Genomic DNA, 25,545 nt, shown 5'->3' on the forward strand with positions numbered 1-25,545 from the left:
ATGATCATGGAATATCGCAATCTCGGTGCCTCCGGCCTCAGGGTACCCGTCCTCAGCTTCGGCACCGGCACGTTTGGCGGCCAAGGCCCGCTATTCTCGGCCTGGGGCCGCAGCGGCGCCGACGAAGCGCGCAGGCTGGTCGACATCTGCCTCGAGGCCGGCGTCAACCTGTTCGACAGCGCCGATGTCTATTCGAACGGCGCATCCGAGGAAATCCTCGGCGCCGCGATCAGGGGACGCCGCGACAAGGTGCTGATCTCCACCAAGATGAGCCTGCCGATGGGCGATGGTCCGCTCGATGCCGGCTCTTCGCGATATCGTCTGGTCGCCTCGGTCGAAGCAGCGCTGCGGCGGCTCGGCACCGATTACCTCGATCTGCTCCAGCTCCATGCCTTCGATGCGTTCACGCCGATCGAGGAGGTGCTGTCCACGCTCGATACGCTCGTACGCGCCGGCAAGCTCCGCTATGTCGGTGTCTCCAATTTCGCCGGCTGGCAGCTGATGAAGTCGCTCTCCATCGCTGACCGGCACGGCTGGCCGCGCCATGTCGCACATCAGGTCTATTACTCGCTGCTCGGCCGCGACTACGAATGGGAGCTGATGCCGCTCGCACGCGACCAGGGCGTCGGCGCGCTGGTCTGGAGCCCGCTCGGCTGGGGCCGGCTCACCGGCAAGATCCGGTGCGGAAAGCCGCTCCCTGCGAGCAGCCGTCTGCACGCCACTGCGCAGTTCGGCCCGCCCGTGGATGATGAGCGTCTCTATGCCATCGTCGACGTGCTTGAGACGATCGCCGCGGAGACCGGCCGCACCGTGCCGCAAATCGCTATCGCCTGGCTGCTGTCGCGTCCGACCGTATCCTCGGTGATCATCGGCGCCCGCGACGAAGCGCAGTTGCGCGACAATCTCGGCGCGGTTGGCTGGTCGCTCAGCGCTGCGCAGATCGCGCGTCTCGACGAGGTCAGCGCCGTGATGCCGCCTTATCCCTACTACCCCTATCGCATCCAGGAAGGCTTTGCGCGCCTTAACCCACCGCTGGTGTGACGGAGAACTAGTAAAAGGCCGCGATCGCGGTCGCGATTCCCGCTGGAAGATTCGGCTCGTTCTTCAGCGTGTCCAGAAACGCGGGATCGCCTGATACCGTGAGGCCATCCAGCTTGATCGGGTGCAGCGGCTCGGCCGCTGCCGCGACCGCCGCCAAATCCGGACCGGTCCTGACGCCGTTATATTCCAGCCGCGGGCGGAGCTGGACGTTGTTGCCGAACTGCTCGTCGAGCGCGAGACGCCATCCGGTGCGTGACACCGCTCCGCGGGCGATCGCATCACTCATGGCGAGGCTGTGCGGTTGCAAGGTGCCGAGATTGCCGAGCGCGGCACGGAGGCGGCTCGTCGCCTCCGCCAGCGTGATCCTCTCGATCCCGGGATCCTGGTCGGGCGAGGTGAAGTCGATCACTCGCGCGCTGCTGCCGATCTTGAGCGCCTCGCCGATTCCGCCTGCCTTTTGCATGACCGTCTTCGTCCCATAACGGGCTCGTCCGCCGATGGTGACCAGGACGATGTCCTGCTCGCGCGATTTGATCAGATGAGCGTAGGGATCGCCGGTGACTCCCTTCACGACCAGAAGGTCGGCGAACTTGCCATTGGCAATCGTTCCCAGCTTCGTATCCCACTTGAGGATCGCGGCCGGATTGCGCGTCGCCATCGAGACGATGTCGTAGTCGCTGAAGCCGAGATTGAAATGCGCGGACACGACCTTGGCCGCCTTCAGCTCGCCGAGCAGGTTCTTGCTGCCGGACGGCGACCAGTCAGAACCGAGCGCAATGGTGAGGCCGGCCGTGCGCGCAGCAACGACATTGGTCGTCTTTCCGTAGAGCAGGAGATTGCTCAGGGGCGACCAGACGACCTTGGCATGGTTTTCGGCCATCGTTCCGAAGTCGGTCGCATCGAGTGCCGTGCAATGAATGCCGGCGAGTGACGGCTCGATCGCCCAATCTCCCTCGGAATTGCGCAAGGCGAGGAAGTGGCTATGCGCCTTGGTGTCGATGCCTTCGCTGAGATGCAGCAGGAAGCACGATGACGATTTCAACTCGTTGTCGAACTTCGCCCAATCCTCGGCATCGATGTCGGGAATCTTCGAGTGTGCCCGCGGCAGATCGGGCGGGCTGCCGATCTCGGCGGCGCGCAACGCGCCCTTGTAATATTTGTGGATCGTGCCGCTCCAGTTCGACAGCGTGATCCCCTGGCTCGTCGTGGTCCCTGCGACCATGCACTTGGCTTCGACATAGCGGACCAGGGCCGGCAGCAGCGAGCCGTCGTCGGCGAGCGCGATCGCGCTCATGGGGCCGGTGACCGACGTCTTGTACGATTTGGCATTCTGCCATTGGTCGCGATTGCCGTAGGGCTGCGGCACGCGCCAGAGCGGCAGGATGTTGTAGCTCAGGTGATTATGCAGCTCGATCAGGCCAGGATAGATGGTGCCGCCGGTCGCCACTGCAACGACGGCCTCGAAGCCTGCCGGGGCCGGCTGTCCCTTGGGTACGATCGCCGCGATGCGATTGTCCTCGATGAAGATCGTCCCGCTCTTGATGACGTCGCCCTCGGTGGTCATCGTCACGATCCGCCCGCTCAGGGCCCATCGTTTCGGGTTGGCAGCCGGGCTCATGGGATCACTCCGTCGGGGATGGTGATCGTGATCGTGCGCCGCTTGGTGGCCGCGTCGGCGCCCTGGCGCACGGCCCATGGCGTGTCTCCGCGCATCCAGGCCGGCAGTCCGGCGGGAAGATCCTTTGCGATGATGTCGAAGAGCTCGGTCGGCTTGAAGGCGTCGCCGTACGGCACGAGCGTCGTCGGCACGTCGGGATGCTGGAGCCCAGGCGCGAGAGCCGCGAGCGCGGCATTCCACTTGGTCAGCATGATCTTCGTGTTCGCGGCCCGCGTCGCGTTATCGTGGGCCGAGCTTTCCGGCCAGGTCGGGTGCGTGATATGCTGATAGGCGAGGGTCTTGTAGGCCTCGCCGTCGGGCGTCTTGAGCCAAGACTTCCACGCCTCGTCGGCGAGGCCGCCGAGTGAGACAACGGCTTCGATATTGCCCGGCGCGAGCACGGCCTTGAACCATTTGTTGCGATACTCGACGATGCCCGGCTCGTTCTTGTGCTTGTTGCCGCCGCTCTGCCCGTAGACGCTGTACAGGAAGGTGTTCACCATCACGTAGCTCCGCGTGATGCCGAGCTTGGCGAGAAAGCCCTGAGTGCGGCGCCCCGCGGTGCCGACCAGAATTCTGCGCACGATCGTCTCGTGCTGGGCGGGATCCTGACCGACGACGAGCACACGCGCCGATCCGTCGAGCCGGCCGCGGTGAAAGATCGGCCCCCATTCAATCCGGAAATCGTCGGGATCGTAGGTTTCAGCGCCCGGATAGTCGGCGCACAGATCGCGGAAGGGTTGCTGGTCGTATCCGCTGTCGAATTCCACGAGCATGGCAAATGCTCCGATGCGTCGCTGTCAGAATAGCTACGTCAAAAACCTAATCGCCATGGCACAATCTTGATGACACAATCTTGGCGGTGGTTTGTTCCACTATTCAACCAGTATATGGGTCAGGACAGCGGGGCCAAAGGTTCATGCGCGTCACTCGCGCCGGCCCGTGGCAGAGCGTCGCGGCGACGCGCCATGCAGAAACGCGCCTGTACACGCTCGCGTGATCTCCATAACCTCCGCCGCGCAATTTTTTGGAGATGCGGCGTGGCGAAGAAGACGGCGACGAAGAAGAAAAGTGTTGCAAGGAAAGTAACGAAGACCTCGGTCAAGGCGAGCACCGCCCGCAAGGTGGCCGTTGCGAAGGCGGCCAAGAAGACGGTCAAGAAGCCGGCACCGCGTAAGGCGGCCACGGCACGCCGTCCGAAAGGTCCGGTCTGGCAATGGTCCGCGGTCGACACCGCAGCCGCGATCCGCAACGGCGCGATCTCCGCGGTCGAGACCGTCGAAGCGCATCTCGAACGGATGCGCGCCGTCAATCCGCGGCTGAACGCGGTTGTCGTCGATCTCAGCGAGGAAGCGCTGAAGGCTGCGCATGCGGCCGACAAGCAGCGCGCCAAGGGCGGCGCGCTCGGCCTGCTGCACGGCGTGCCCATCACGATCAAGGAGAATGTCGACTACGAAGGCCGGCCGAATTTCAACGGCGTGCCCGCCAACAAGGATTTAGTCGCGCCGTCGGACTCGCCCGTGGTGCGCAATCTCAAGAAAGCCGGCGCGATCGTCATCGGCCTCACCAACACGCCGGAATTCTCCTTCCGCGGCTTCACCGACAATCCGCTGCACGGGCTGACGCTGAACCCCTGGGACCCGAACATCACCTGCGGCGGCTCTTCGGGCGGAGCGGGCTCGGCGGTGGCCGCCGGCATCGGCACCATCGCCCATGGCAACGACATCGGCGGCTCGCTGCGCTGGCCGGCGCACTGCAACGGCGTTGCCACCATCAAGCCGACGCAGGGCCGCATCCCCGCCTTCAACGGAAGCGCCACGGCCGAGCGTCCGATGCTGGCGCATCTGATGTCGGCGCAGGGCCCGCTCGCCCGCCACGTCGGCGACGTCCGCCTCGCGCTCGATGTGATGAGCCAGCGCGATCCGCGCGATCCCTGGTGGGTGCCGGCGCCGCTGGCCGGGCCGAAGCCGAAGGGACCGATCAAGGTCGCACTGGCCAGGATTCCGGAGGATATGGACGTCGATCCATCCGTCCGCGCGGCGCTGCGGCAGGCCGCCGATCACCTGGAGCGTTCCGGCTATCGCGTGACCGAGGTCGATGTCCCCGACATCGACGGCGTCTGGCAGACCTGGTGCGACATCATCACCAACGAGACCGTGGTGATGCAGGAGGCCGGCATGCTGAAGGTGACGTCCGAGGACTTCCACAAGGCCTGGGGCGGCATGAAGACCAAGGCCAATGTGCTTGATCTCAAGGCCTGGATGCAGGCGACGGCCGCACGCAACGGCCATATCCGCGCCTGGCAATTGTTCTTCGAGGAGTATCCGGTCGTGCTGGCGCCGACCACGGTGAAGCCGACGCCGGGTCCGCGCGACGACACGGTCAGTGCCGATCGCGTGAAGGAAATCTTCTGGGGCGAGATCCGCTTCATCTCCGCCATCAACGTGCTGGGCCTGCCCGGCGCGGTGGTGCCGGTGACCCTGCATGACGGCAAGCCGATCGGCGTGCAGCTCATCGCCGGCCGCTATCGCGAGGACCTCGCGCTCGATGCGGCGGCCGCGATCGAGAAGCGTGCCGGTGTGCTCGCTCACCGGCTCTGGGAGACGATGGAGTAGGGAGTACTCTCACCCTCCCCCCTTCTTGTGGGAGAGGGTGGCATAGGCGACCTTCGGCCGCCGTCCTTAGAACGCCGATGCTTTGCATCGGCTATGGCAAAGCGGCGAGACGGATGAGGGGTCTCTCCCCACAGGCGAGCATTTAGCCGTATGGACAGATACCCCTCATCCGGCGCTTCGCGCCACCTTCTCCCGCAAGGGGAGAAGGGAAAGCACCGTCACTGCCGCGTTTGCTCGCAGCAATTCATTAATCCAATTCGATTCAAATTTTAGCCAATTCACCAACAATCGTTAGGGTTACTTCCTCGATCTCTAGGCGAATTATTGTCCGCTTTACCACCCGCCTCTAACAGAGGAACGGCGGAGAACGCACATGCCTCATACAGGCCAATAAGTGCGGCCCGCTCCACGCGGAGGTGGCACGATGCGCAACGAGACGATCGCTATTCACGCCGGCTACGAGCCAGAAGCCACCACGCACGCGGTTGCGGTGCCGATCTACCAGACCGCGGCCTATGCCTTCGACAGCGCCGATCACGGCGCCGCGCTCTTCAATCTCGAGGCCGAGGGTTTTCGCTACAGCCGCATCGCCAATCCGACCAGCGCGGTGCTGGAGAAGCGTATCGCCCAGCTCGAAGGCGGCGTCGGCGCGCTCGCGGTCGCGACCGGCCAGGCTGCGCTGCATTTCGCCTTCGTCAACGTCGCCGATCACGGCGGCAACATCGTTTCCGTGCCGCAGCTCTACGGCACCACGCACACGCTGCTCTCGCACATCCTGCCGCGGCAGGGCATCAACGGCCGTTTCGCCGAGAGCGACAAGCCGGATGCGATCGCAAAACTGATCGACGAGAATACGCGCGCCGTGTTCGCCGAGACCATCGGCAATCCGGCCGGCAATGTCTGCGACATCGAGGCTCTCGCCAAGATCGCGCATGCGCACGGCGTGCCGCTGATCGTGGACAACACCGTCGCGACCCCGATCCTGCTCAAGCCGTTCGATTACGGCGCCGACATCGCCGTGCATTCGCTCACCAAGTTTCTGGGCGGCCACGGCACCACGCTCGGTGGTGCGATCGTCGATTCCGGAAATTTCCCCTGGGCGAAGCACGCCGACCGCTTCCCCGGCTACAACAAGCCGGACGCCTCCTATCACGGCCTCGTCTATGCCGAGCGCTTCGGCCGAACCGCCTATATCGAACGCGCCCGCAGCGTCTATCAGCGCACCATGGGATCGGTGCTGTCGCCGTTCAACGCCTTCCTGCTGCTCCAGGGCATCGAGACCGTCGCGCTGCGCATGGAGCGCCATGTCGAGAACGCGCGCAAGGTCGCCGAATTCCTGCGCAAGGACTCGCGCGTTGCCTGGGTCAACTACACCGGCTTTCCGGACAGCCCCTATTACCCGCTCGTTCAGAAATACCTCGACGGTAACGCCTCCTCGCTGTTCACCTTCGGTATCAAGGGCGGCATGGAGGCCGGCAAGACCTTCTACGATGCGCTGAAGCTGATCACACGCCTGGTCAATATCGGCGATGCCAAGTCGCTGGCGTGCCATCCGGCCTCGACCACGCACCGGCAGATGTCGGCGGAGCAGCAGCGCGTTGCCGGCGTGCTGCCGGAGACGATCCGCCTGTCAATCGGCATCGAGCATTCGGCAGATATCATCGCGGACATCGATCAGGCGCTCGAGAAGGCCTGCCCGTCGGCCCGCCTCCAGGCCGCGGAGTAGGCGCCGGCGCCGATGACGATCTTGATCGACAGGGATCAAGGTATATCGAGCCCGGCGCTGGTGCCGGCCGAGGGCGATTTCGCGCGCGACCACGGTTTCGCCGATCTCACGATCGGCCTGATCAACAACATGCCGGATCCAGCGCTGAAGGCGACCGAGCGGCAGTTCATGAAGCTGCTCCAGGCGGCCGCAGGTCCGCGCCGTATCCGTTTCCATTGTTTCTCGCTGCCCTCGGTGAAGCGGTCGCCCGAGGCGAAGTGGCATGTCGAAAGCGAATATTCGGAACTCAGCGAGCTCAGGCACCACAAGTTCGACGGGCTGATCGTGACCGGCGCCGAGCCGGTCGCGCCCGAGCTCGACCAGGAGCCGTATTGGCGCGACCTCACCGACCTGATCGACTGGGCCAAGGTCAACACGCGCTCGACGATCTGGTCGTGCCTCGCCGCGCATGCGGCGGTGCTGCATCTCGACGGCATCGCGCGGCGGCGGCTCCCGGCCAAATGTCACGGCATTTTCGACTGCGAAACTGCGACGAACGATGCGCTGACGCGCGCTGCGCCTGCGCCCCTCAAGGTCTCGCATTCGCGCCTGAACGAGATCGCCGAGAGCGATCTCACGCAGGCCGGCTATCAGGTGCTGACGCGTTCGGCAAAGGCCGGCATCGATATCTTCGTCAGGCAATATGCCAGCCGCTTCGTCTTCTTCCAGGGCCACCCGGAATACGATGCGCTGTCGCTCCAGCGCGAATATCTGCGCGACATCGGCCGCTATCTCGCGCGCGAGCGCGAGGCGTATCCGCACCTGCCCGTGAGTTATTTTGACGCAGCGACTGAAGAGAAGCTCGCCCGCTTCGAGAAGAAGGCGACCCAACAGCGCCACCCGGCGCTCACCAACGAACTGCCTGCGCTGAATCTGCGCGCCGATATCGCTGCCGGCAGCGCCGCGGCGGCGCTTTTCCGCAACTGGCTGCAATATCTCGGTGCGGAAGCCGATATTTCGGTCCTGGCACGCTAGACGAAGGGCGTTGGTTCCGCATTAGGATTACCCGGGCGTTAGGCTTGCCTCTACCAGCGCACGAATGTTTCAGTAGAGAAATAGGGAACCGCAGGAAACGCAGTCGTGTGGTCGGCACTCCAGGGACGCGTGAGCAATCGGCTGGCCCGGCATTTCCGTGCCGCGCCGCACCGGCTGCCTGCGCATGCGCCGATGGTGAGCTTCACGTTTGACGACGCGCCCGATAGCGCCGCAGGCGAGGGCGCCGCGCTTCTGGAGACGCATGGTGGCCGCGGCACCTATTACCTCGCCGGCAGCCTGATCGATCGTCCGTCGGATCACTGGCACGGCCTGTCGAACGACGCGATCGTGCGGCTTCACCGGGCCGGTCACGAGATTGCCTGCCATACCTTTTCGCACCAGAGCTCGGCCGATCTCGACGAGGCCGCCATGGCGCGCGAGATCGAGCGTAACCGCAGCCATTTCCACGCCATCGATTCCTCGATCGTGCTGGAGAACTTCGCCTACCCCTATGGAATCGCCTCGGTCTGGCGCAAGCCGCAGCTTGCAAAGGCCTTTCGCTCGGCGCGCGGCATCCTTCCCGGCGTCAATCGCGACGTCATCGACCTCCAGTTCCTACGCGCCTCGCCTCTGGTCGATCGCGAGATCGATATTGCTGGCGTCGATCGCTATTTCGACGAGGCGGTGGCGAGCGGCGGATGGCTGATCTTCTACGGCCACGACGTCGCCGACGCGCCAAGCCCCTACGGCTGCACGCCGCACCTGATGCGCCATGCGCTGGAGGCGGCCGGGAAGCGCGACATGCCGATCGTGACGGTCGCGGAAGCGCTACGACGGATCGGGGCGTAGCTTCTTCTTCCTTCTCCCCTTGCGGGAGAAGGTGGCATAGGCGGCCTTCGGCCGCCGTTCCTAGGAACGCCGAAGCAAAGCTTCGGCTATGGCGCCGGATGAGGGTTATGTCTCCACAGAGCAAGCTTTACCGAATCCGTGGATAGATACCCCTCACCCGTCTCGCCGCTACGCGGCGATCCACCCTCTCCTGCAAGGGGAGAGGGGAAGAGTCCTGCCTGCCATCCAAACAGTCTTGCCATGCCCGCGCGGTCATGCGACTGGCCTTGTGACGAATCCTACGGCCTTGCACCGACGCACCCATGTCCGCTCCCTCCACCGCCCCGCTGCCTGCGCCGGCCAACGGCCGCGACGCGCTGTCGGTGCTGCATTCGGTGTTCGGCCTGCCGGAGTTCCGTGGTGCACAGGGCGAGATCATCCGGCACGTCACGGATGGCGGCAATTGCCTGGTCTTGATGCCGACCGGCGGCGGCAAGTCGCTGTGCTATCAACTGCCGTCACTGCTGCGCGAAGGTTGCGGTATCGTGGTGTCGCCGCTGATCGCGCTGATGCGCGACCAGGTCGCCGGCCTGCTCGAGGCCGGGGTCAACGCCGCGGCGCTGAACTCGTCGCTGACGCTGCAGGAAGCTTCCGACATCGAGCGCCGCCTGATCGCGGGCGATCTCGACCTGCTCTATGTCGCGCCGGAACGCCTGGTGACGCCGCGCTGCCTGGCGCTGCTGGCGCAGGCGAAGGTCGCGCTGTTCGCGATCGACGAGGCGCATTGCGTCTCGCAATGGGGTCATGACTTCCGTCCCGAGTATGTCGGCCTCTCCATCATCGCCGAACGTTTTCCGAACGTTCCGCGCATCGCGCTGACTGCGACCGCCGACGAACTGACGCGCAAGGAGATCGTCGAGCGCCTCCGGCTCGCCGACAGCCCGCAATTCGTCTCCAGCTTCGACCGCCCGAATATCCGCTACGAGATCGTCGACAAGCGCAACGCCGTGTCGCAATTGAAAGAATTCATCCGGGAGCGGCACGCGGGCGACGCCGGCGTGGTCTATTGCCTGTCGCGCAATCGCGTCGAGGAGGTTGCCGCCGCGCTCGACGACGCCGGCATTGCGGCGCTGCCCTATCACGCCGGGCTCGACAGCGGCATACGCTCGCGCAACCAGGACCGGTTCCTCAACGAGGACGGCATCGTCATCGTCGCGACCATCGCCTTCGGCATGGGCATCGACAAGCCCGACGTCCGCTTCGTCGCCCATCTCGATCTGCCGAAGAGCATCGAGGCCTATTATCAGGAGACGGGGCGGGCGGGGCGCGACGGCAAGCCGTCGGCGGCCTGGATGGCCTATGGTCTCTCCGACATCGTGCAGCAGCGCCGCATGATCGACGAGTCCAGCGGTTCTGACGATTTCAAGCGGGTGTCGATCGGCAAGCTCGACGCACTGGTCGGCCTCGCCGAGACCGCGCAGTGCCGGCGCAAGCGGCTGCTCGCCTATTTCGGCGAGGCGGAGACGGCGAACAATTGCGGCAACTGCGACAACTGCCTGACGCCGCCCAAGATGCGCGACGGCAAGGTGCTGGCGCAGAAGCTGCTGTCCTGCGCCTATCGCACCGGGCAGCGTTTCGGTGCGATGCAGCTGATCGACGTGCTGATTGGCCGCCTCACCGAAAAGGTGACGCAGTTCGGCCACGACAAATTGTCCGTGTTCGGCATCGGGCGCGAGCTGAACGAGAAGCAGTGGCGCACCGTGCTGCGGCAGCTGGTGGCGATGGGGCATTTGTACAGCGACAGCGAGGCGTTCGGCGCGCTGAAACTGACGGAGAGCGCGCGCGGCGTGCTACGTGGCGAGACCGAGGTGTGGCTGCGCGAGGAGGCGCCGGGCACGCGCGTTCGCGCGAGCCGGACAAAATCCCGCCGTGGTGACCTCGCGCCTGCGGCCAACGCGCCGCAGGGCGATGTCGATCCCGAATTGCGGGCGCGGCTGAGGTCCTGGCGTTCGGACATCGCGCGCGAACGCGGCGTGCCGGCCTATGTCGTGCTGCACGATGCGACCATCGACGGCATCGTCCGGGCGTGGCCGACGACGCTCGACGAGCTCCGCAACGTGCCCGGCATCGGCGACAAGAAGCTCGAGCATTACGGCGACGAGCTGCTCCAGATCGTCAAGACGCGGTAGCGGTCAATCTCTCTGCTGTCATCCCGGGCAAGCGCAGCGAAGCGGAGCGCAGATCCGGGATCCATAACCGCAGGACGATGTGGTTGGGGCAAGCCGGTAACCACGAGTCTCCGCCAAATGCGATCCTGTGGTATGGGTCCCGGGCTCGCGACTTCGTCGCGCCCGGGACGACGGTCTTTGGCTAGCCGTTCCGGAATGCGTAACCGTAGCCGTTGAGCGCCGGCGCGCCGCCGAGATGGGCGTAGAGGATCTTTGCGCCCTTCTCGAAATGGCCCTTTTGGGTCAGGTCGATCAGGCCTTGCATCGATTTGCCCTCATAGACAGGGTCGGTGATCATCGCCTCTAACCGTGCGGTGAGGCGGATCGCTTCCTTGGTCTCTTCCGACGGCACGCCGTAGGCAGGATAGGCGTAGTCCTCGATCAGCACGACGTCGTCTTCGACGATATCCTTGCCGAGCTCGACGAGCTTGGCGGTGTTCTGCGCGATCGAGAGCACCTGCGCCTTCGTTTGCGCCGGCGTGAAGGACGCATCGATGCCGATCACCTTTCGCGCGCGGCCGTCGGCGGCGAAGCCGACCAGCATGCCGGCATGGGTCGAGCCGGTGACGGTGCAGACCACGATGTAGTCGAACTTGAAGCCGAGCTCGGCTTCCTGCTTGCGCACTTCCTCGGCGAAGCCGACATAGCCGAGGCCGCCGAATTTGTGCACGGAGGCACCGGCGGGGATCGCGTAAGGCTTGCCGCCCGCCGCCTTCACCTCCTCGATCGCCTGCTCCCAGCTCTTGCGGATGCCGATGTCGAAGCCGTCGTCGACCAGGCGCACGTCGGCGCCCATGATGCGCGACAGCATGATGTTGCCGACGCGGTCATAGACGGCGTCCTCGTGCGGCACCCAGGCTTCCTGCACCAGGCGGCACTTCATGCCGATCTTGGCGGCGACCGCCGCGATCATGCGGGTGTGGTTGGACTGCACGCCACCGATCGAGACCAGCGTGTCCGCGTTCGAGGCGATCGCGTCCGGGATGATGTATTCGAGCTTGCGCAGCTTGTTGCCGCCATAGGCGAGGCCGGAATTGCAGTCCTCGCGCTTGGCATAGATCTCGACATTGCCGCCGAGATGCTTCGACAACCGCTCCAGCTTCTCGATGGGCGTCGGGCCGAAGGTCAGCGGATAGCGCGTGAATTTGTCCAGCATCATTGGGTCATCCCGATTGGCGTTGAATTGGCTCAAGCGCCTAGCACTGCCGTGGACAAATGTGCTTTCAAATATTGCGCAGCAACTGTCGTAAAGCTTGCAGTCGATCGTCAAAAGGATCTATTTTCTTCCGAACTTGAGCCCAATAGCGAAAGCTTCTTCCATGGCCGCCAGGCTCGACCGTACCGACCTTAAGATGTTGAGATTGCTGCAAAATAACGGCCGGCTCAGCAATGCCGAGCTGGCCGAAACCGTCGCCATCAGCCCCGCCACCTGCCATCGCCGCACCCAGCGCCTGTTCGAGGACGGCTTCATCGCCGCGGTCCGCGCCATGGTCGCGCCGAAGAAGGTGGCGAAGGGCACGCTGGTGATGGTCGGCGTCGTGCTCGACCGCTCGACCCCGGAGAGTTTTGCCACCTTCGAGCAGGCGATCACCAGGCTGAAATGCGTGCTCGACTGCCACCTCGTCGCCGGCGACTTCGACTATTTCCTCAAGATCCGCGTCGGCGACATGGAGGATTTCAACCGCATCCACGGCGAACAGCTGATCGCGCTGCCCGGCGTGCGCCAGACCCGCACCTTCTTCGTGATGAAGGAGGTTGTCGACAACGCGCCGCTGGAGTTTTGAGCAGCTGCTATTGATGCGCGATCCGCATCATGGGAGATTCAGGCGATGCAGACATTTCCCTTCCGCCAACTCAATCCGGCCGGGCCGGCCTATCGGCGCGGTTGGGTGGACGAGGCCGTCGCCGCGATCGAGGCCGACGAGTGCCGCACGGCCGACACGCATCTGATCCGGCTGATCGTGCCGGCGCTATCAGGCATCGACATCTATCTCAAGGATGAGTCCACGCATCCGACCGGCAGCCTCAAGCACCGCCTTGCGCGCTCGCTGTTCCTCTACGCGCTCTGCAACGGCCACATCCGCGAAGGCACGCCCGTGGTCGAGGCCTCGTCGGGATCGACGGCGGTGTCGGAAGCCTATTTCGCGCAGATGATCGGCGTGCCCTTCTACGCCGTGATGCCGCGCACGACCTCGGCGGAGAAGATCGCCGCGATCGAGCATTATAGCGGCAACTGCCATCTGATCGACGACGGCCGCGCGCTCTACGCGGAAGCCGCCGCGCTCGCTACCCGGCTGAACGGCCACTACATGGACCAGTTCACCTTTGCCGAGCGCGCCACCGATTGGCGCGGCAACAACAACATCGCAGAATCGATCTTCACGCAATTGCAGGGTGAGCCGCGTCCGATTCCCGACTGGATTGTCATGGGTGCGGGCACCGGCGGCACCTCGGCCACCATCGGACGGTACTTGCGCTTTCGCCAGTATCCGACACGGCTGTGCGTCGCCGATGTCGAGCATTCCGCCTTCTTCGATTGCTTCCGCACGCAGGACCGCTCTCACGTTTGCGAACGCCCATCGTTGATCGAGGGCGTCGGCCGGCCGCGCTGCGAACCCTCCTTCGTCCCCGGCGTGGTCGACCGCATGATGAAGATCCCGGATGCGGCAACGATCGCGGCGATGAACGTGCTGTCGCGCCGACTGCGCCGCGCGGTCGGCGGCTCCACCGGCACCAACTTCCTGGCACTGTGCCGCCTCGCCTCGGAGATGCGACAGGCGAACGTATCAGGGTCGCTGGTGACGCTGATCTGCGATTCCGGCGAGCGCTACCGGCAGACCTATTACGAGCCCGAATGGCTGAAGGGGCGCCGCCTCGATCCTGCGCCGTTCGAGGCGGCCCTGTCGTCGTTCCTCACGACGGGCGAGCCGCTGACGCTCGATGTCGACGACGTCGCAAATCCGCAGATCGTACCAAGCCCCGAGGCATCCTAGCCGACGTTTCCTTGCCACTTCCAAAATGGCACGATCGTCACGGCAACTTCACTTGCCTTGCACGCACACGCGGGTGAGCTTCGCCTCTTCTCAACGAGGAGATCCCCGCCGTGCGCCTTCCCATTCTCGATCCGAAAGACCTGAGCGACGAACAGAAGCCGCTCTATGACGACATGCGAGCCGGCATCAAGGACCACTTCAAGGGCTTCGTGAACATGCGCGACGACGGCGCGCTGCTGGGGCCGTGGAATCCCTGGGTCTGCGAGCCACGTTTCGGCAAGCCGGTGTGGGAGCTGGTCAAGGCAATCGCGTCGAACCCGCTGCTGCCTGCGCCGGTGCGCGAGGTCGCGATCCTCGTCACCGGTTCGCATTTCCGCTCCGGCTACGAGCTCTATGCTCATGTGCTCGTTGCCGAGCAGCGCGGCCTCTCCGACGAGAAGCTCGCGACCATCGTCGCGGGGCAGCGGCCGGTGGATCTCACCAAGCAGGAAGCCGTCGCCTACGACGTGGCGGCCGCATTGGTCGGCGGCGGCGTGCTGCCGGAATTGACCTGGCGCGCCGCGGTGAAGGAGTTCGGCGAGCACGGCGCGGCCGAGCTGTCCTATCTCGTCGGCGTCTACTGCATGGTCTCGGTCACCCTCAACACGTTCGACGTGCCGGTGCCGGAGTAGACGCCGCGTCCTTCGATCACTCCGCCGCCTTGCTTGCAGGCGGCGGGGGCGCCCATGCGATGCAACGATTGCGGCCTTCGGCCTTGGTCTGGTAGAGCGCATGATCGGCCGCTCCCATCAGCGTGTCGATGCCGGACATGCTGACGGTGGCTTCCGCCATGCCGATGCTCACGGTGAGGCCGAACTGAACCTTGTCGGCAAAGACCTGCGCGCTCATTACGCGCTTGCGGATGCCGCCGGCAAGCCGCTCGGCAGCGTCGTGCCTCTGCGTACCGCCAGCGCTTCGAATGCGGCCGACAATGTTGTGTTGCCGAAGCCGAGCCCGAGCGTGCCGGCGGGGATGGTCGCATGGATCGTGCGAAGATCGAGGTAGATGTTGGGGACAGCGGGCTTTGCCGGCGCGTCTTCCTCATCGTCGGCAGCGAAGGCAGTGCCTGCCGAGATCGTCAGACAAAGCAGTCCCATCGCGACAGCGCGTGAAGCCTGGCGATGCGATGGGTTGTGATGGGACACGTGACAATCCGACGCGTGGCGATTTGATGACGGAACCGTTGTTGGATGGAACGTGATCGCTCGGGTGGTCAAGCGGTATCCGTAAGCGATGGACGGCACGGATGTGCGCGGCTACCCTGCCGTGATCGCACTGACACACGCGCCGGCCGGAGTGCGGGCCGGACATTGGAAGGACACAGCCATGAACACGTCACGCCGCATCCTGCTCACTGGTCTGGCGGGCCTCGCTGTCGCTCCGACCGCGGCGGCGGCTAGCGTACCGTCGGCCGAGCCTGGCGACGTGACGGTCGCCGAAGAGCGATTCGCGCGCACGATTGCCGCCGCCCATGCCCCTGACGTCAGCTGCGCACGGCAGGCCGAGCGCTATGCGGATGCGCATTGGCTGGAATATGTCGTGGCGGCGCGGGCCGTGCTCGGCGCGCGCGCGTGATGCTTTCTTCTCTTCTCCCCTTGCGGGAGAAGGTGGCGCGAAGCGCCGCTACGCGGCGATCCACCCTCTCCCACAGGGGGAGAGGGTAAGAAAGTGCCTCATTTCTCCACCGCCCGCCGAACCTGTTCGCCGATCTGCGACAGCACGAGCCGCGCCTGCGGCAGGATCGCGCCCATGGCGTGGAAATTGTGGACCATGCCGTCATGGCAGACATGCTCGACCGCGACACCCGCGGCGAGCAGCTTGCGCGCATAGGCATTGCCCTCGTCGCGCATCGGATCGAATTCGGCGGTGTGGATGATCGCGGTCGGCAGGCCTGCAAGCCGCGTCGCGCGCAAGGGCGAGATGCGGGGGTCGGCGGTGTCGATGCCATCAGGCAGGTAATCGGCGAGATCGGCTTCGATGGTGGCGCGATCGATCAGATGGCCTTCGGCGAATGCCTCGCGTGAAGGCGAGGTCTCCTCGAAATCCAGCACCGGGCAGATCAGGCATTGCGCGACGATCGAGAGGCCGGCGGTCTGCATCGCTTCCTGGCACACGATCGCAGCGAGCGTGGCGCCGGCGGAATCACCGCCGACCACCAGCCGTTCGGCGTCGATGCCCAGCGACGAAGCTTGCCGCGCGACCCACTCCGTGGCCGCGATCGCATCAATGACGGCGGCAGGAAATTTGTGCTCAGGCGCGAGCCGGTAATCGACCGAGACGAGGCGACAGCCGGTTACATGCGCCAGCGCCGCCGCGATGCGGTCATGCGTCGCAATGCTGCCGGCCACGAGCCCGCCGCCATGAAAGAACACGAAGCCCGGCGCGCGGTCGCCGGCTGATGCGGGCGAATAAAGGCGATAGGGCAGCTCTCCACCGGGACCTGGAAGCGTGCCGTCGGCGGTGGTCACATCCGGCGCATCAGTGCGTGCAAACTGCATCAGCTTGGCCAGCGACTGCCGCCGTGCCTCGACGCTCGGCCGGCTCCGCCCCTGCGGGGCGGCCGCAGCCATCATGGTCAACAAACGCCTTGCAAGCGGATCGAGCGGCATGGATCCTTCTCCCTCGTCGGAGAGGGTAACGCACCATATCCCAGCAGGGAATCATTTAGACATTGGGACAATAGTGCCCGGGTATGTCCAAGGGAGGCCGGTCATGGCCGAGATCAAGAAACCGATCGAATATTCGCCGAGCTGGACCTTCTTCGAGGGCAAATGGCACGACGGCAACGTGCCGATCATGGGCCCGCGCACGCATGCGGCCTGGCTCGGCTCGGTCGTGTTCGACGGTGCGCGCGCGTTCGAGGGCGTCGCGCCCGACCTCGACCGTCACGTCGCCCGCGCCAATCAATCCGCGATCAATTTTGGTCTGAAGCCGGTGGTCGACACCGGCACCTGGCTGTTGCTCGCACACGAAGGCATCGCGCGCTTCACCGCGAATGCCGAGCTGTACGTCCGTCCGATGTACTGGGCGCAGAACGGTTCGGGCGGCGGCGTGCTGTTCGACCCCGAGACGACCAATTGGTGCCTGTGCATCTACGAGGCGCCGATGCCGAAACCCGTCGGCAACGCCATCACGCTATCGCCGTTCCGCAGGCCCACCGCCGAATGCGCGCCGGTCGAGGCCAAGGCCGCCTGTCTCTATCCGAACAATTCGCGCGCGCTCGCGGAAGCCGCCGGACGCGGCTTCCAGAACGCGCTGATGCTCGACATGCTCGGCAATGTCGCGGAGTTCGGCAATTCCAACGTGTTCATGGCCAAGGACGGCGTGGTCTACACGCCGGTCCCGAACGGCACGTTCCTGAACGGCATCACGCGCCAGCGCGTCATCAGCCTGCTGCGCGGCGACGGCGTTACCGTGGTCGAGAAGACGCTGCGCTATGCCGACTTCCTCGCTGCCGACGAGATCTTCTCGACCGGCAATTTCGCCAAGGTCGCCCCCGTCATCCGCATCGACGATCGCGAACTGAAGCCGGGCCCGCTCTACACCAAAGCGCGCAAGCTCTATTGGGACTTTGCGCATGCGGTGAAGCTGGCGGCGTAGGGCGCCGCACTTTCCTTCGTCCTAGCCGCGTCGCTTAAACCGGCTGAACTGAAACGCCTGGGTCGACTTCCACGGCGTGTGGTGCGTCTCGCTCCGCGTCTCGATCAGCTCGAACTCCGGCCCAAGCTCCGCAGCAAGGCTCGCGCTATCGTGCCGCTGCACCGGAAGGCCGCTGCATTTCTCCGGGCCATCAAGCGCAAATGTCGCGATGATGGCGTGGCCGCCGGGCGTAATCGCCGACCGCAGGCGCTCGACGTAAGCGGCCCTGTCGCGCGGATCGGTCAGGAAGTGAAATGCCGCGCGATCGTGCCAGACGTTGTAGCTGCGCCCCGGCCGCCATGTCGTGGCGTCGGCAACGATCCAGTCGACTGCTGAGGCCGCCCGGCCGATTCGTTTCTTCGCCGCTTCAAGCGCGTTGGCGGAGAGATCGAGCACGGCGAGGTCGCGGTATCCGTCCCGCAGGAGAGCGTCCACCAGCCGCGAAGCACCGCCGCCGATGTCGATGATGGCGGCGCCATGGTCAGGACGGGCCGAACGGATCATCTCGAGGGAGATCGCTGGGCTGTCCTGAAACCAGCTTACCTCGGCCTCGCCCTTGGTGGCGTAGACGTTGTCCCAGTGGGTGCTGCGGTCGGACATGGCGGCTCCGGCCTGGCCGGGACGACAGCGCGCACGTCGCGCCGTTACGAACCGGCGGCCCGCGCGCCCGCCGCAGGTGGACGCGCCGGCACGAACGAAATCCCTACTCGTCCTTCTTCGACATCCGCTCGAGGCGTTCCTGCATGTCCTTCATCTGCTGACGCAGGTCGTCGATGTTGCTGCTGTCCGTCGGCGCCGCAGCGCTTGCGTCGGCCTCCGGTTCGGGGCTGGTCGCCGGACGGCCCGCGTTGGGGGCAAACGGCTTGAACATCGAGAAGGTCTGCTGGAACAGCTCCATGTTGCGGCGGACCTGTTCTTCCAACGGAGCAAAAGGAGTGCCGGAGAGCGAGTTGGCGATCTGCTTGCGGAACTTCTCCTGCTCCTGGGTCAGCGTCGCGATCGACTGCTCCAGATATTTCGGCACCACCATCTGCATGCTGTCGCCGTAGAAGCGGATGAGCTGGCGCAGGAAGGTGGTCGGCAGCAGGTTCTGGCCGGCCTTGTTCTCCTGCTCGAAGATGATCTGGGCGAGCACGGAGCGGGTGATGTCGTCGCCGGTCTTGGCGTCGTAGACCAGGAAATCCTCTCCGTCCTTGACCATGGCGGCGAGGTCTTCGAGCGTCACGTAGGTGCTCGTTCCGGTGTTATAGAGCCGGCGGTTCGCGTATTTCTTGATGGTGGTGGGTTGGTCTGATTTCGCCATGGGCTCTCACTTGCAAGCGCGGAGAACGGGAACCCGGCGGATAATGCCGCAGGGCGGGAAGAGTACGCAACGCAACAAAATAAGCATTTTCAAAGGGGTCACGCTACCGTTTTGTGCGCCACGGTTAATCGGGCAGCAAAAACGTGCTTGCGAAAGCGCCAAGAACGCTATTTTGAATGCGTTGCGGCATGAATTCGGTCGCCGGCCGATTGACATGCCTCAACGACGTTAACAGGATGCCATTCGAGACTGGCGAGCCGTTTCCCCAGCCCCGCCTGCCCCCTTTCAACACCAGGAGATGCCCATGTCAGACGATGTCGTCATCGTCAGCGCCGCCCGCACCCCGGTCGGAAGCTTCAACGGAGCGTTCGCGACCCTTCCCGCCCATGACCTCGGCGCCATCGCCATCAAGGCCGCGCTGGAGCGTGGTGGCATCGAGCCTGGCCGGGTCTCCGAAGTCATCATGGGTCAGATCCTGACCGCGGCTCAGGGTCAGAACCCGGCCCGCCAGGCCTCGATTGCCGCCGGCATTCCGGTGGAGAGCCCGGCTTGGGGCGTCAACCAGCTTTGCGGCTCGGGCCTGCGCACCGTCGCGCTCGGCTACCAGGCGCTGCTCAACGGCGATTCCGAGATCGTGGTCGCCGGCGGCCAGGAATCCATGAGCATGGCTCCGCACGCCCAGTATCTGCGCGGCGGCGTCAAGATGGGCCCGGTCGAGTTCGTCGACACCATGATCAAGGACGGCCTGTGGGATGCCTTCAACGGCTATCACATGGGGAATACGGCCGAGAACGTCGCGCGCCAGTGGCAGATTACCCGCGCCCAGCAGGACGAATTCGCGGTCCACTCGCAGCAGAAGGCCGAGGCGGCGCAGAAGGCCGGCAAGTTCAACGACGAGATCGTTCCCGTCACCATCAAGACCCGCAAGGGCGACATCGTCGTCAGCGCCGACGAATATCCGCGTCATGGCGCAACGCTCGACGGGATGGCGAAGCTCAAGCCCGCCTTCGAGAAGGAAGGCACGGTCACCGCGGGTTCGGCCTCCGGCATCAACGACGGCGCCGCTGCTGTTGTGCTGATGACGGCGAAGCAGGCCGCCAAGGAAGGCAAGAAGCCGATCGCGCGCATCGTGTCCTGGGCGCAGGCCGGCGTCGATCCGAAGATCATGGGCTCGGGCCCGATCCCGGCCTCGCGCGCCGCGCTGAAGAAGGCTGGCTGGAGCGTCGGCGATCTCGACCTGATCGAGGCCAACGAGGCCTTCGCGGCGCAGGCATGCGCCGTCAACAAGGATCTCGGCTGGGACACCTCGAAGGTCAACGTCAACGGCGGTGCGATCGCGATCGGCCATCCGGTCGGCGCTTCCGGCGCACGCGTGCTGGTGACGCTGCTGCACGAGATGCAGAAGCGCGATTCGAAGAAGGGCCTCGCCACGCTGTGCATCGGCGGCGGCATGGGTATCGCGATGTGCCTGGCGCGCGACTGAAGCTGACATCTAACTTACGTGTCACTTGCGCGTGCGCTGCACACATAGATGAGTGCATCGCACGCGACTAAAAAGGCGGCGGTTGCAAATCAAATATTCTTCGCAACAGCGCCAGCCTCGACTAAATACAAACGCCCGGCTCGACGCCGGGCGTTTTGTTCTTGATGTCCGTCAAACCAACCGCATAATCCGCATCTAAAACGATCACTCAGAAACGTCCGCAGAGTCCAAGGGAAGGAATACGATATGGCACGTGTTGCACTGGTGACGGGTGGTACGCGGGGCATCGGAGCTGCGATCAGCAAGGCGCTGAAAGCGGCCGGCTACAAGGTCGCGGCGAGCTATGCCGGCAATGATGCGGCGGCGGAGAAGTTCAAGGCCGAGACCGGCATCGCCGTCTACAAATGGGACGTCAGCAATTTCGATGCCTGCGCCGAAGGCGTGAAGAAGGTCGAGGCCGAGCTCGGCCCCGTCGACGTGCTCGTCAACAACGCCGGCATCACCCGCGACACCGCCTTCCACAAGATGACGCTCGAGCAGTGGAACGCCGTCATCAACACCAATCTCGGCTCGCTGTTCAACATGACGCGCCAGGTCATCGAGGGCATGCGCGCGCGCAAGTTCGGCCGCGTCATCTCGATCTCGTCGATCAACGGCCAGAAGGGGCAGTTCGGCCAGGTCAACTATTCTGCAGCAAAGGCCGGCGACATCGGCTTCACCAAGGCGCTCGCGATCGAGAACGCCAAGGGCGGCATTACCGTCAACGCGATCGCACCGGGCTACATCAACACCGAGATGGTGCAGGCGGTGCCGAAGGACGTGCTGGAGAAGAATGTCATTCCGCAGATCCCGGTCAATCGTCTTGGCGAACCGGAGGAGATCGCCCGCGCGGTGGTGTTCCTCGCCGCCGACGAGGCCGGCTTCATCACCGGCTCGACGCTGACCATCAATGGCGGCCAGTATCACGCCTGATATGGCGTCAAGCCTGTAGATTCAGGCGCGACAAGGCGATAGTGAAGACGAAATGCCCGGCCTCGTGCCGGGCATCATCGTCCTCAGGGCCTTTCGATTGATGACCCCGCGCACAGCCACACTGATCGGATTGACCGCGATCCTGATGTGGTCGCTGCTATCCGTGATGACGGTGGCGACCGGAAAGATTCCGGCGTTCCAGCTCGCCGCCATGACGTTCGCGATCGGCGGTCTCGTCGGCCTCCTCACCTGGGTCGGCCGTGGCGATGCGGCGAGGAGCTTGCGTCAGCCGCTGGTCGTGTGGGTCGTCGGCGTCGGTGGCCTGTTCGGCTATCACGCACTGTATTTCCTGGCGCTGCGCTTTGCGCCGCCGGCCGAAGCCGGTCTTTTGAATTACATGTGGCCGCTCCTGATCGTGCTGTTCTCGTCGTTCCTGCCGGGCGAGCGGCTTGCGGTGCATCACATCATTGGTGCCGTGCTCGGCCTCGTCGGCACCGTGCTGCTGTTCGCCGGGAGCACCTCCGGCTTCGCGCCGGGCCAGCTGCCGGGATTGATTGCGGCGTTCATCGCGGCGTTCGTCTGGGCGGCCTATTCGGTGTTGTCGCGGCGATTGAAGGCGGTGCCGACCGATGCGGTCGCGGGCTTCTGCCTTGCCACCGCCGCGCTTGCCGCGCTGATGCATGGTCTGCTTGAAACCACGGTGTGGCCGGAGACGACGCTGCAATGGCTCTCCGTGGCCGCTCTCGGCATCGGCCCCGTCGGCGCCGCGTTCTACGCCTGGGACATCGGTATGAAGCGCGGCGACATCCGCGTGCTCGGCGCCGCATCCTATGCGACGCCGCTGCTCTCGACCGGATTCCTCATCGCCGCCGGTTTTGCAAAAGCCAGCGCGAACATCGCCATCGCCGCGATCCTGATCGCCGGCGGCGGCCTGATCGCGGCGAAGGATATGGTGCTGCGGAAGCGGTGACAGTTGTTGTCGGGCTCGCTGCCATGCGGCGCCAGGGAATGACAGTGCGCCTTACGGCTCCCAGTCCTTCGGCGCGAGCTCGAATTTTGCGAACTCGAATGCGGGCGCCACGGTGCAACCGACCAGCGTCCACTCTCCCATGCTCTCCGCCGTCTGCCAGGCATTCGCCGGCACGATTCCCTGCGGCCGTTCGCCGCTCACAAGGTCCGTGCCGAGCCGCACCTCGTGTTGCGAGCAGCCTTCATGCGCGATGCGCAGCGTCAGCGGGCTGCCGGCGTAGTAGTGCCAGGTCTCCACGGCGTCGATGCGATGCCAATGCGAGCGTTCGCCGCGCGCGAGCAGGAAATAAATGAGGGTCGAGCGCGACCGGCCGTTAGGGTCCGTGGTCTGGTCGCGAAACGTCTCGCGGTAGTGGCCGCCTTCGGGATGCGGGCGGAGTTCGAGGCGTGCGATGATCTCGGCTGCGGTCGGCATCGATCCCCGTCAGGATTTCTTCTTCAGGATTTGTTCTTGCGCTCGCGCAGTTCGCCAAACACCGCGGCAGCGTCCGCGCCCTTCATGTGTAGCCTGGTTGCGACCGATGGTTCATCAGCACGCAGGAACACGTTTGCTCGCTTCTCGTCACCAAGCAGTGATGGAATGGTTGGCCTATTCTCGGCCCGCAGCTTCGCCACTTCCGCCGCGCGTGCCTGGAGCGCCACATTGTCGGGGTCGATGGTGAGCGCGAACTTGACGTTGGACGCGGTGTATTCGTGCCCGCAATAGAGCTTGAAGTCGTCAGGCAGCGCCCGCAGCTTCAGAAGCGAGTCCCACATCATCGGGTAGTCGCCTTCGAACACGCGGCCGCAGCCGATCGAGAACAACGTGTCGGCCGCGAACAGCGTCTTCTCATTGTCGAACACGTAGGAGATGTGGTCGAGCGTGTGGCCGGGCGTCTCCAGAACGCGCCCCAGCAAGCTGCCGACCTTGACGATGTCGGCATTGGCGACGCGCAGGTCGACGTTGGCGATCTCAGTCGTCTTGTCATGCGGCGCGACGACGCGGCAATTGTATTTCTGCTTGAGTTCGGCGACCCCGCCGACATGATCGCCATGATGATGGGTGATCAGGATGTCGGTGAGCTGCCAGCCCTCGCGCTCAAGCGCCTTCAGGATGGGGCCGGCCTCCGGCGCGTCGATCGACGCCGTCGCCTTGGTTTCCACATCGTGGATCAGATAACCGAAATTGTCGTTTAAACAGGTGAAAGTACGAATTTCGGCGGCCATGTCATCTCCATCGCGCTCAGCCCCGCAGACAAATATGGCGTTAACGTTGCGCAGGCAATGCAATATTCCGGGCGCGGGAGCCGCCTCGTGCATGTTACATTGCCGTCATGACCATTGATGTCGTCGACCTCCGCGAGTTCTACTCCCGTCGCCTCGGGATTGTGGCGCGGCAAATGATCAATCGCGGCATCAGGGAGCGCTGGCCGACCGCCGCGGGCCAGCGTGTGCTCGGCATCGGCTATCCCACCCCTTATCTCGGCCTGTTCCGCGAGGACGCGGAGCGCTGCATCGCCTTCATGCCGTCGGCGCAGGGCGTCTTGAAATGGCCGACGGGCCGGCCGGCGCTGGCCTCGCTGGTCGATGAATTCTCGCTGCCGCTTCCTGACGCCGCGGTCGACCGGATCCTGCTAATTCATGCGCTGGAGATGTCGGACGATCCGGCCGCGCTCTTGCGCGAGGTGTGGCGGGTGCTGTCGCCCTCCGGCCGCGTGATCGCGGTGATCCCGAACCGGCGCGGGGTATGGACCCGCACCGACAGCACGCCGTTCGGTCACGGCCGGCCCTATTCGCGCTCGCAGATCACCGACCTGTTGCGCCAGACCTGGTTCACGCCGACCGCCTGGGGCGAGGCGCTGTTCATGCCGCCCTATGCCGGCGGCTGGGTGCTGAAATCGGCGCAGGTGTGGGAGCGTGCGGGCGCGGCGCTGTCGCTGCCCTTTGCCGGCGTGCACATTGTCGAGGCGACCAAGCAGGTCTATCGCGCGATCCCCGCCAAGCGCGAGCGCGCGCGGCTGATTCCCTCGTTGAAGCCGGTGCTGGTGCCGTCCTCGACGGTGACGCGCACTTGAAAACAAATCGTCCCGGCGCGAGGCCGGGACGATTGCAGATCAGAAGAAGCTTACTCGCCGGAGGCGACTTCGTCGCTGGAGCCGGCCGGAGCCGCCTCGCGCTCGGGGCGCGGGCCGTGCGGCCGGCGGCGCCGCCGCGGAAAGCGTTCGCCGCCACCGCCGCCTTCCAGGCCGCCCTGACCGCCATTCGCGGCACTATTCACTTGCGGCTGTGCGCCGGTGATGAAGGAGGGCAGGCGATCGACGCTGCCGGCGTCGGCAACGACGGGCTGCGGCTGGTTCAGCGGCAGCGGCTGCGGCTGATATTGCGGCTGCGCACGATGGTCGCGTTCGCGATGTTCGCGGGGCTGCTGGTTGTCGCGCTGATAGGGCTGCTGGCCGTCACGCGGCTGATGATCACGCTGGTGATCGCGCTGGCCGTCGCGGTCGCGCATGAAGGGCTGTTGCTGCTGCGGCGGCTGCGGGACGAAGCCCGGCTCCTGGCCGAAATTCGAGAAATTCTCGCCGTCGTCCTCGCTGTCGTCGCCGCTGTTGCTGACGGGCTCGTCGCCGCGCGGCTGCTGGTTCTGGCGGAACTGTTCCTGGGCTGCCGCGATCAGGCGGAAATAATGCTCGGCGTGCTGGTAGTAGTTCTCGGCGGCGACCGGGTCGCCGGAAGAGCGCGCATCGCGCGCGAGCTGAAGATATTTTTCGGCGATGTGCGAAGCCGTGCCGCGGATCTTGATGTCGGGTCCGTTCGATTCGTAAACCCGGGTCATCGGGTTCTGGCCGCGCCGGTTGTTGTTGTTGTTATTATTATTGTTATTGCGGTTGCGCATCCGCTGCTTGTTCTGACCGTTTCTCATGTCCTGCCTTTAATTCCAGCCCTAAAGGTTGCACGCATTACTGATTGCTCGGAGTGACCTGATGACAGCGGTTCACATC

At 64.8% G+C, this 25,545-nt stretch carries 26 protein-coding genes; 15 read left to right on the plus strand and 11 right to left on the minus strand.

What is annotated here, in order from left to right; translation table 11 throughout:
* Positions 1-6 precede the first annotated feature (6 nt).
* Positions 7-1,041: an aldo/keto reductase gene (locus tag AB7Z56_RS02995; RefSeq protein ID WP_231143784.1), complete on the plus strand. Its 1,035-nt coding sequence runs from the start codon at positions 7-9 to the stop codon at positions 1,039-1,041.
* Between the two features lie 7 nt (positions 1,042-1,048).
* Here AB7Z56_RS02995 and AB7Z56_RS03000 read toward each other — a convergent pair whose 3' ends face one another.
* The gene (locus AB7Z56_RS03000) at positions 1,049-2,659 is read right to left on the minus strand and encodes an amidohydrolase family protein (protein ID WP_063980545.1); all 1,611 of its coding nucleotides are present in this window, start codon (positions 2,657-2,659) and stop codon (positions 1,049-1,051) included.
* Positions 2,656-3,474 (minus strand): uracil-DNA glycosylase, encoded by an 819-nt coding sequence (locus tag AB7Z56_RS03005; RefSeq protein WP_063980546.1) that lies wholly within the window; start codon positions 3,472-3,474, stop codon positions 2,656-2,658. Before AB7Z56_RS03005 ends, AB7Z56_RS03000 begins: the two co-directional genes overlap by 4 nt.
* A gap of 264 nt (positions 3,475-3,738) precedes the next feature.
* Between AB7Z56_RS03005 and AB7Z56_RS03010 the strand changes: the two genes are divergently transcribed.
* From AB7Z56_RS03010 to recQ, 5 genes are all read left to right on the plus strand, one after another.
* Positions 3,739-5,313: an amidase family protein gene (locus AB7Z56_RS03010; protein ID WP_231143785.1), complete on the plus strand. Its 1,575-nt coding sequence runs from the start codon at positions 3,739-3,741 to the stop codon at positions 5,311-5,313.
* 424 nt (positions 5,314-5,737) lie between these two features.
* Entirely contained in the window at positions 5,738-7,039 is a 1,302-nt protein-coding gene (locus tag AB7Z56_RS03015; protein WP_063980548.1) for an O-acetylhomoserine aminocarboxypropyltransferase/cysteine synthase family protein, read from the plus strand.
* Between the two features lie 12 nt (positions 7,040-7,051).
* Complete coding sequence (metA, locus tag AB7Z56_RS03020) at positions 7,052-8,053, plus strand: homoserine O-succinyltransferase MetA (protein ID WP_063980549.1); 1,002 nt, start codon at positions 7,052-7,054, stop codon at positions 8,051-8,053.
* Between the two features lie 105 nt (positions 8,054-8,158).
* Positions 8,159-8,902 carry a polysaccharide deacetylase family protein gene (locus tag AB7Z56_RS03025; RefSeq protein WP_063980550.1) on the plus strand — a complete coding sequence of 248 codons (744 nt, stop codon included), beginning with the start codon at positions 8,159-8,161 and terminating at the stop codon, positions 8,900-8,902.
* A gap of 302 nt (positions 8,903-9,204) precedes the next feature.
* Complete coding sequence (gene recQ / locus AB7Z56_RS03030) at positions 9,205-11,070, plus strand: DNA helicase RecQ (RefSeq protein ID WP_063980551.1); 1,866 nt, start codon at positions 9,205-9,207, stop codon at positions 11,068-11,070.
* Between the two features lie 181 nt (positions 11,071-11,251).
* On the opposite strand, the gene AB7Z56_RS03035 is transcribed toward recQ, so the two are convergent.
* The gene (locus AB7Z56_RS03035; protein WP_063986015.1) at positions 11,252-12,265 is read right to left on the minus strand and encodes a 1-aminocyclopropane-1-carboxylate deaminase; all 1,014 of its coding nucleotides are present in this window, start codon (positions 12,263-12,265) and stop codon (positions 11,252-11,254) included.
* A 163-nt stretch (positions 12,266-12,428) separates the two neighbouring features.
* On the opposite strand from AB7Z56_RS03035, the gene AB7Z56_RS03040 reads away from it, so the two are divergent.
* From AB7Z56_RS03040 to AB7Z56_RS03050, 3 genes are all read left to right on the plus strand, one after another.
* Positions 12,429-12,893, plus strand: a complete 465-nt coding sequence (locus AB7Z56_RS03040; protein WP_038943290.1) for an Lrp/AsnC family transcriptional regulator — start codon at positions 12,429-12,431, stop codon at positions 12,891-12,893.
* Positions 12,894-12,938: 45 nt separating this feature from the next.
* Positions 12,939-14,102, plus strand: coding sequence for a PLP-dependent cysteine synthase family protein (locus tag AB7Z56_RS03045; protein WP_231143787.1), 1,164 nt, complete (start codon positions 12,939-12,941; stop codon positions 14,100-14,102).
* Positions 14,103-14,212: 110 nt separating this feature from the next.
* Positions 14,213-14,773 (plus strand): carboxymuconolactone decarboxylase family protein, encoded by a 561-nt coding sequence (locus AB7Z56_RS03050; protein WP_063980552.1) that lies wholly within the window; start codon positions 14,213-14,215, stop codon positions 14,771-14,773.
* Between the two features lie 16 nt (positions 14,774-14,789).
* On the opposite strand, the gene AB7Z56_RS03055 is transcribed toward AB7Z56_RS03050, so the two are convergent.
* Together AB7Z56_RS03055 and AB7Z56_RS03060 are read right to left on the minus strand one after the other, a co-directional pair.
* The gene (locus AB7Z56_RS03055) at positions 14,790-14,990 is read right to left on the minus strand and encodes a diguanylate cyclase domain-containing protein (RefSeq protein WP_063980553.1); all 201 of its coding nucleotides are present in this window, start codon (positions 14,988-14,990) and stop codon (positions 14,790-14,792) included.
* On the minus strand, positions 14,990-15,238 hold the full coding sequence (locus AB7Z56_RS03060; protein ID WP_063980554.1) for a hypothetical protein: 249 nt from the start codon (positions 15,236-15,238) through the stop codon (positions 14,990-14,992). The genes AB7Z56_RS03055 and AB7Z56_RS03060 overlap by 1 nt, the downstream gene beginning before the upstream one ends.
* A gap of 229 nt (positions 15,239-15,467) precedes the next feature.
* On the opposite strand from AB7Z56_RS03060, the gene AB7Z56_RS03065 reads away from it, so the two are divergent.
* The gene (locus tag AB7Z56_RS03065; protein ID WP_063986016.1) at positions 15,468-15,716 is read left to right on the plus strand and encodes a hypothetical protein; all 249 of its coding nucleotides are present in this window, start codon (positions 15,468-15,470) and stop codon (positions 15,714-15,716) included.
* A gap of 98 nt (positions 15,717-15,814) precedes the next feature.
* Here AB7Z56_RS03065 and AB7Z56_RS03070 read toward each other — a convergent pair whose 3' ends face one another.
* On the minus strand, positions 15,815-16,750 hold the full coding sequence (locus tag AB7Z56_RS03070) for an alpha/beta hydrolase (protein WP_283017954.1): 936 nt from the start codon (positions 16,748-16,750) through the stop codon (positions 15,815-15,817).
* A gap of 103 nt (positions 16,751-16,853) precedes the next feature.
* On the opposite strand from AB7Z56_RS03070, the gene AB7Z56_RS03075 reads away from it, so the two are divergent.
* On the plus strand, positions 16,854-17,741 hold the full coding sequence (locus tag AB7Z56_RS03075) for a branched-chain amino acid aminotransferase (RefSeq protein WP_063980556.1): 888 nt from the start codon (positions 16,854-16,856) through the stop codon (positions 17,739-17,741).
* 21 nt (positions 17,742-17,762) lie between these two features.
* Here the strand turns inward: AB7Z56_RS03075 and AB7Z56_RS03080 are convergent, their stop codons facing one another.
* Both AB7Z56_RS03080 and phaR read right to left on the minus strand, forming a co-directional pair.
* The gene (locus AB7Z56_RS03080; RefSeq protein WP_063980557.1) at positions 17,763-18,380 is read right to left on the minus strand and encodes a class I SAM-dependent methyltransferase; all 618 of its coding nucleotides are present in this window, start codon (positions 18,378-18,380) and stop codon (positions 17,763-17,765) included.
* A 103-nt stretch (positions 18,381-18,483) separates the two neighbouring features.
* Entirely contained in the window at positions 18,484-19,083 is a 600-nt protein-coding gene (gene phaR / locus AB7Z56_RS03085; protein ID WP_063980558.1) for a polyhydroxyalkanoate synthesis repressor PhaR, read from the minus strand.
* Positions 19,084-19,387: 304 nt separating this feature from the next.
* On the opposite strand from phaR, the gene AB7Z56_RS03090 reads away from it, so the two are divergent.
* From AB7Z56_RS03090 to yddG, 3 genes are all read left to right on the plus strand, one after another.
* A complete protein-coding gene (locus AB7Z56_RS03090) occupies positions 19,388-20,566 on the plus strand; it encodes an acetyl-CoA C-acetyltransferase (RefSeq protein WP_063986017.1) in 1,179 nt (392 codons plus the stop codon).
* Between the two features lie 246 nt (positions 20,567-20,812).
* Positions 20,813-21,538 (plus strand): acetoacetyl-CoA reductase, encoded by a 726-nt coding sequence (gene phbB / locus AB7Z56_RS03095; protein WP_028149509.1) that lies wholly within the window; start codon positions 20,813-20,815, stop codon positions 21,536-21,538.
* 100 nt (positions 21,539-21,638) lie between these two features.
* Positions 21,639-22,508, plus strand: a complete 870-nt coding sequence (gene yddG / locus AB7Z56_RS03100) for an aromatic amino acid exporter YddG (protein WP_063986018.1) — start codon at positions 21,639-21,641, stop codon at positions 22,506-22,508.
* A 51-nt stretch (positions 22,509-22,559) separates the two neighbouring features.
* Here yddG and AB7Z56_RS03105 read toward each other — a convergent pair whose 3' ends face one another.
* Entirely contained in the window at positions 22,560-22,982 is a 423-nt protein-coding gene (locus tag AB7Z56_RS03105) for a cupin domain-containing protein (protein ID WP_063980559.1), read from the minus strand.
* A 23-nt stretch (positions 22,983-23,005) separates the two neighbouring features.
* On the minus strand, positions 23,006-23,773 hold the full coding sequence (gloB, locus tag AB7Z56_RS03110; protein WP_063980560.1) for a hydroxyacylglutathione hydrolase: 768 nt from the start codon (positions 23,771-23,773) through the stop codon (positions 23,006-23,008).
* Between the two features lie 107 nt (positions 23,774-23,880).
* On the opposite strand from gloB, the gene AB7Z56_RS03115 reads away from it, so the two are divergent.
* Positions 23,881-24,621 carry a class I SAM-dependent methyltransferase gene (locus tag AB7Z56_RS03115; protein ID WP_014490441.1) on the plus strand — a complete coding sequence of 247 codons (741 nt, stop codon included), beginning with the start codon at positions 23,881-23,883 and terminating at the stop codon, positions 24,619-24,621.
* A gap of 50 nt (positions 24,622-24,671) precedes the next feature.
* On the opposite strand, the gene AB7Z56_RS03120 is transcribed toward AB7Z56_RS03115, so the two are convergent.
* Positions 24,672-25,466, minus strand: coding sequence for a DUF4167 domain-containing protein (locus tag AB7Z56_RS03120; protein ID WP_063980561.1), 795 nt, complete (start codon positions 25,464-25,466; stop codon positions 24,672-24,674).
* Positions 25,467-25,545: the final 79 nt, after the last annotated feature.

Origin of the sequence: Bradyrhizobium sp. 482_C4_N1_8 (genome assembly GCF_052075965.1) — a bacterium.
In the GTDB taxonomy this organism is placed as follows: domain Bacteria; phylum Pseudomonadota; class Alphaproteobacteria; order Rhizobiales; family Xanthobacteraceae; genus Bradyrhizobium; species Bradyrhizobium barranii.

What these genes read in the sequence shown, in the direction of transcription:
- AB7Z56_RS02995 (WP_231143784.1), top strand. Translation starts at nt 7, where the DNA reads ATGGAATATCGCAATCTCGGTGCCTCCGGCCTCAGGGTACCCGTCCTC.
- AB7Z56_RS03000 (WP_063980545.1), bottom strand. Translation starts at nt 2,659, where the DNA reads ATGAGCCCGGCTGCCAACCCGAAACGATGGGCCCTGAGCGGGCGGATC.
- AB7Z56_RS03005 (WP_063980546.1), bottom strand. Translation starts at nt 3,474, where the DNA reads ATGCTCGTGGAATTCGACAGCGGATACGACCAGCAACCCTTCCGCGAT.
- AB7Z56_RS03015 (WP_063980548.1), top strand. Translation starts at nt 5,738, where the DNA reads ATGCGCAACGAGACGATCGCTATTCACGCCGGCTACGAGCCAGAAGCC.
- metA (WP_063980549.1), top strand. Translation starts at nt 7,052, where the DNA reads ATGACGATCTTGATCGACAGGGATCAAGGTATATCGAGCCCGGCGCTG.
- recQ (WP_063980551.1), top strand. Translation starts at nt 9,205, where the DNA reads ATGTCCGCTCCCTCCACCGCCCCGCTGCCTGCGCCGGCCAACGGCCGC.
- AB7Z56_RS03035 (WP_063986015.1), bottom strand. Translation starts at nt 12,265, where the DNA reads ATGCTGGACAAATTCACGCGCTATCCGCTGACCTTCGGCCCGACGCCC.
- AB7Z56_RS03040 (WP_038943290.1), top strand. Translation starts at nt 12,429, where the DNA reads ATGGCCGCCAGGCTCGACCGTACCGACCTTAAGATGTTGAGATTGCTG.
- AB7Z56_RS03045 (WP_231143787.1), top strand. Translation starts at nt 12,939, where the DNA reads ATGCAGACATTTCCCTTCCGCCAACTCAATCCGGCCGGGCCGGCCTAT.
- AB7Z56_RS03055 (WP_063980553.1), bottom strand. Translation starts at nt 14,990, where the DNA reads ATGAGCGCGCAGGTCTTTGCCGACAAGGTTCAGTTCGGCCTCACCGTG.
- AB7Z56_RS03060 (WP_063980554.1), bottom strand. Translation starts at nt 15,238, where the DNA reads ATGGGACTGCTTTGTCTGACGATCTCGGCAGGCACTGCCTTCGCTGCC.
- AB7Z56_RS03065 (WP_063986016.1), top strand. Translation starts at nt 15,468, where the DNA reads ATGAACACGTCACGCCGCATCCTGCTCACTGGTCTGGCGGGCCTCGCT.
- AB7Z56_RS03070 (WP_283017954.1), bottom strand. Translation starts at nt 16,750, where the DNA reads ATGCCGCTCGATCCGCTTGCAAGGCGTTTGTTGACCATGATGGCTGCG.
- AB7Z56_RS03075 (WP_063980556.1), top strand. Translation starts at nt 16,854, where the DNA reads ATGGCCGAGATCAAGAAACCGATCGAATATTCGCCGAGCTGGACCTTC.
- AB7Z56_RS03080 (WP_063980557.1), bottom strand. Translation starts at nt 18,380, where the DNA reads ATGTCCGACCGCAGCACCCACTGGGACAACGTCTACGCCACCAAGGGC.
- phaR (WP_063980558.1), bottom strand. Translation starts at nt 19,083, where the DNA reads ATGGCGAAATCAGACCAACCCACCACCATCAAGAAATACGCGAACCGC.
- AB7Z56_RS03090 (WP_063986017.1), top strand. Translation starts at nt 19,388, where the DNA reads ATGTCAGACGATGTCGTCATCGTCAGCGCCGCCCGCACCCCGGTCGGA.
- phbB (WP_028149509.1), top strand. Translation starts at nt 20,813, where the DNA reads ATGGCACGTGTTGCACTGGTGACGGGTGGTACGCGGGGCATCGGAGCT.
- yddG (WP_063986018.1), top strand. Translation starts at nt 21,639, where the DNA reads ATGACCCCGCGCACAGCCACACTGATCGGATTGACCGCGATCCTGATG.
- AB7Z56_RS03105 (WP_063980559.1), bottom strand. Translation starts at nt 22,982, where the DNA reads ATGCCGACCGCAGCCGAGATCATCGCACGCCTCGAACTCCGCCCGCAT.
- gloB (WP_063980560.1), bottom strand. Translation starts at nt 23,773, where the DNA reads ATGGCCGCCGAAATTCGTACTTTCACCTGTTTAAACGACAATTTCGGT.
- AB7Z56_RS03115 (WP_014490441.1), top strand. Translation starts at nt 23,881, where the DNA reads ATGACCATTGATGTCGTCGACCTCCGCGAGTTCTACTCCCGTCGCCTC.
- AB7Z56_RS03120 (WP_063980561.1), bottom strand. Translation starts at nt 25,466, where the DNA reads ATGAGAAACGGTCAGAACAAGCAGCGGATGCGCAACCGCAATAACAAT.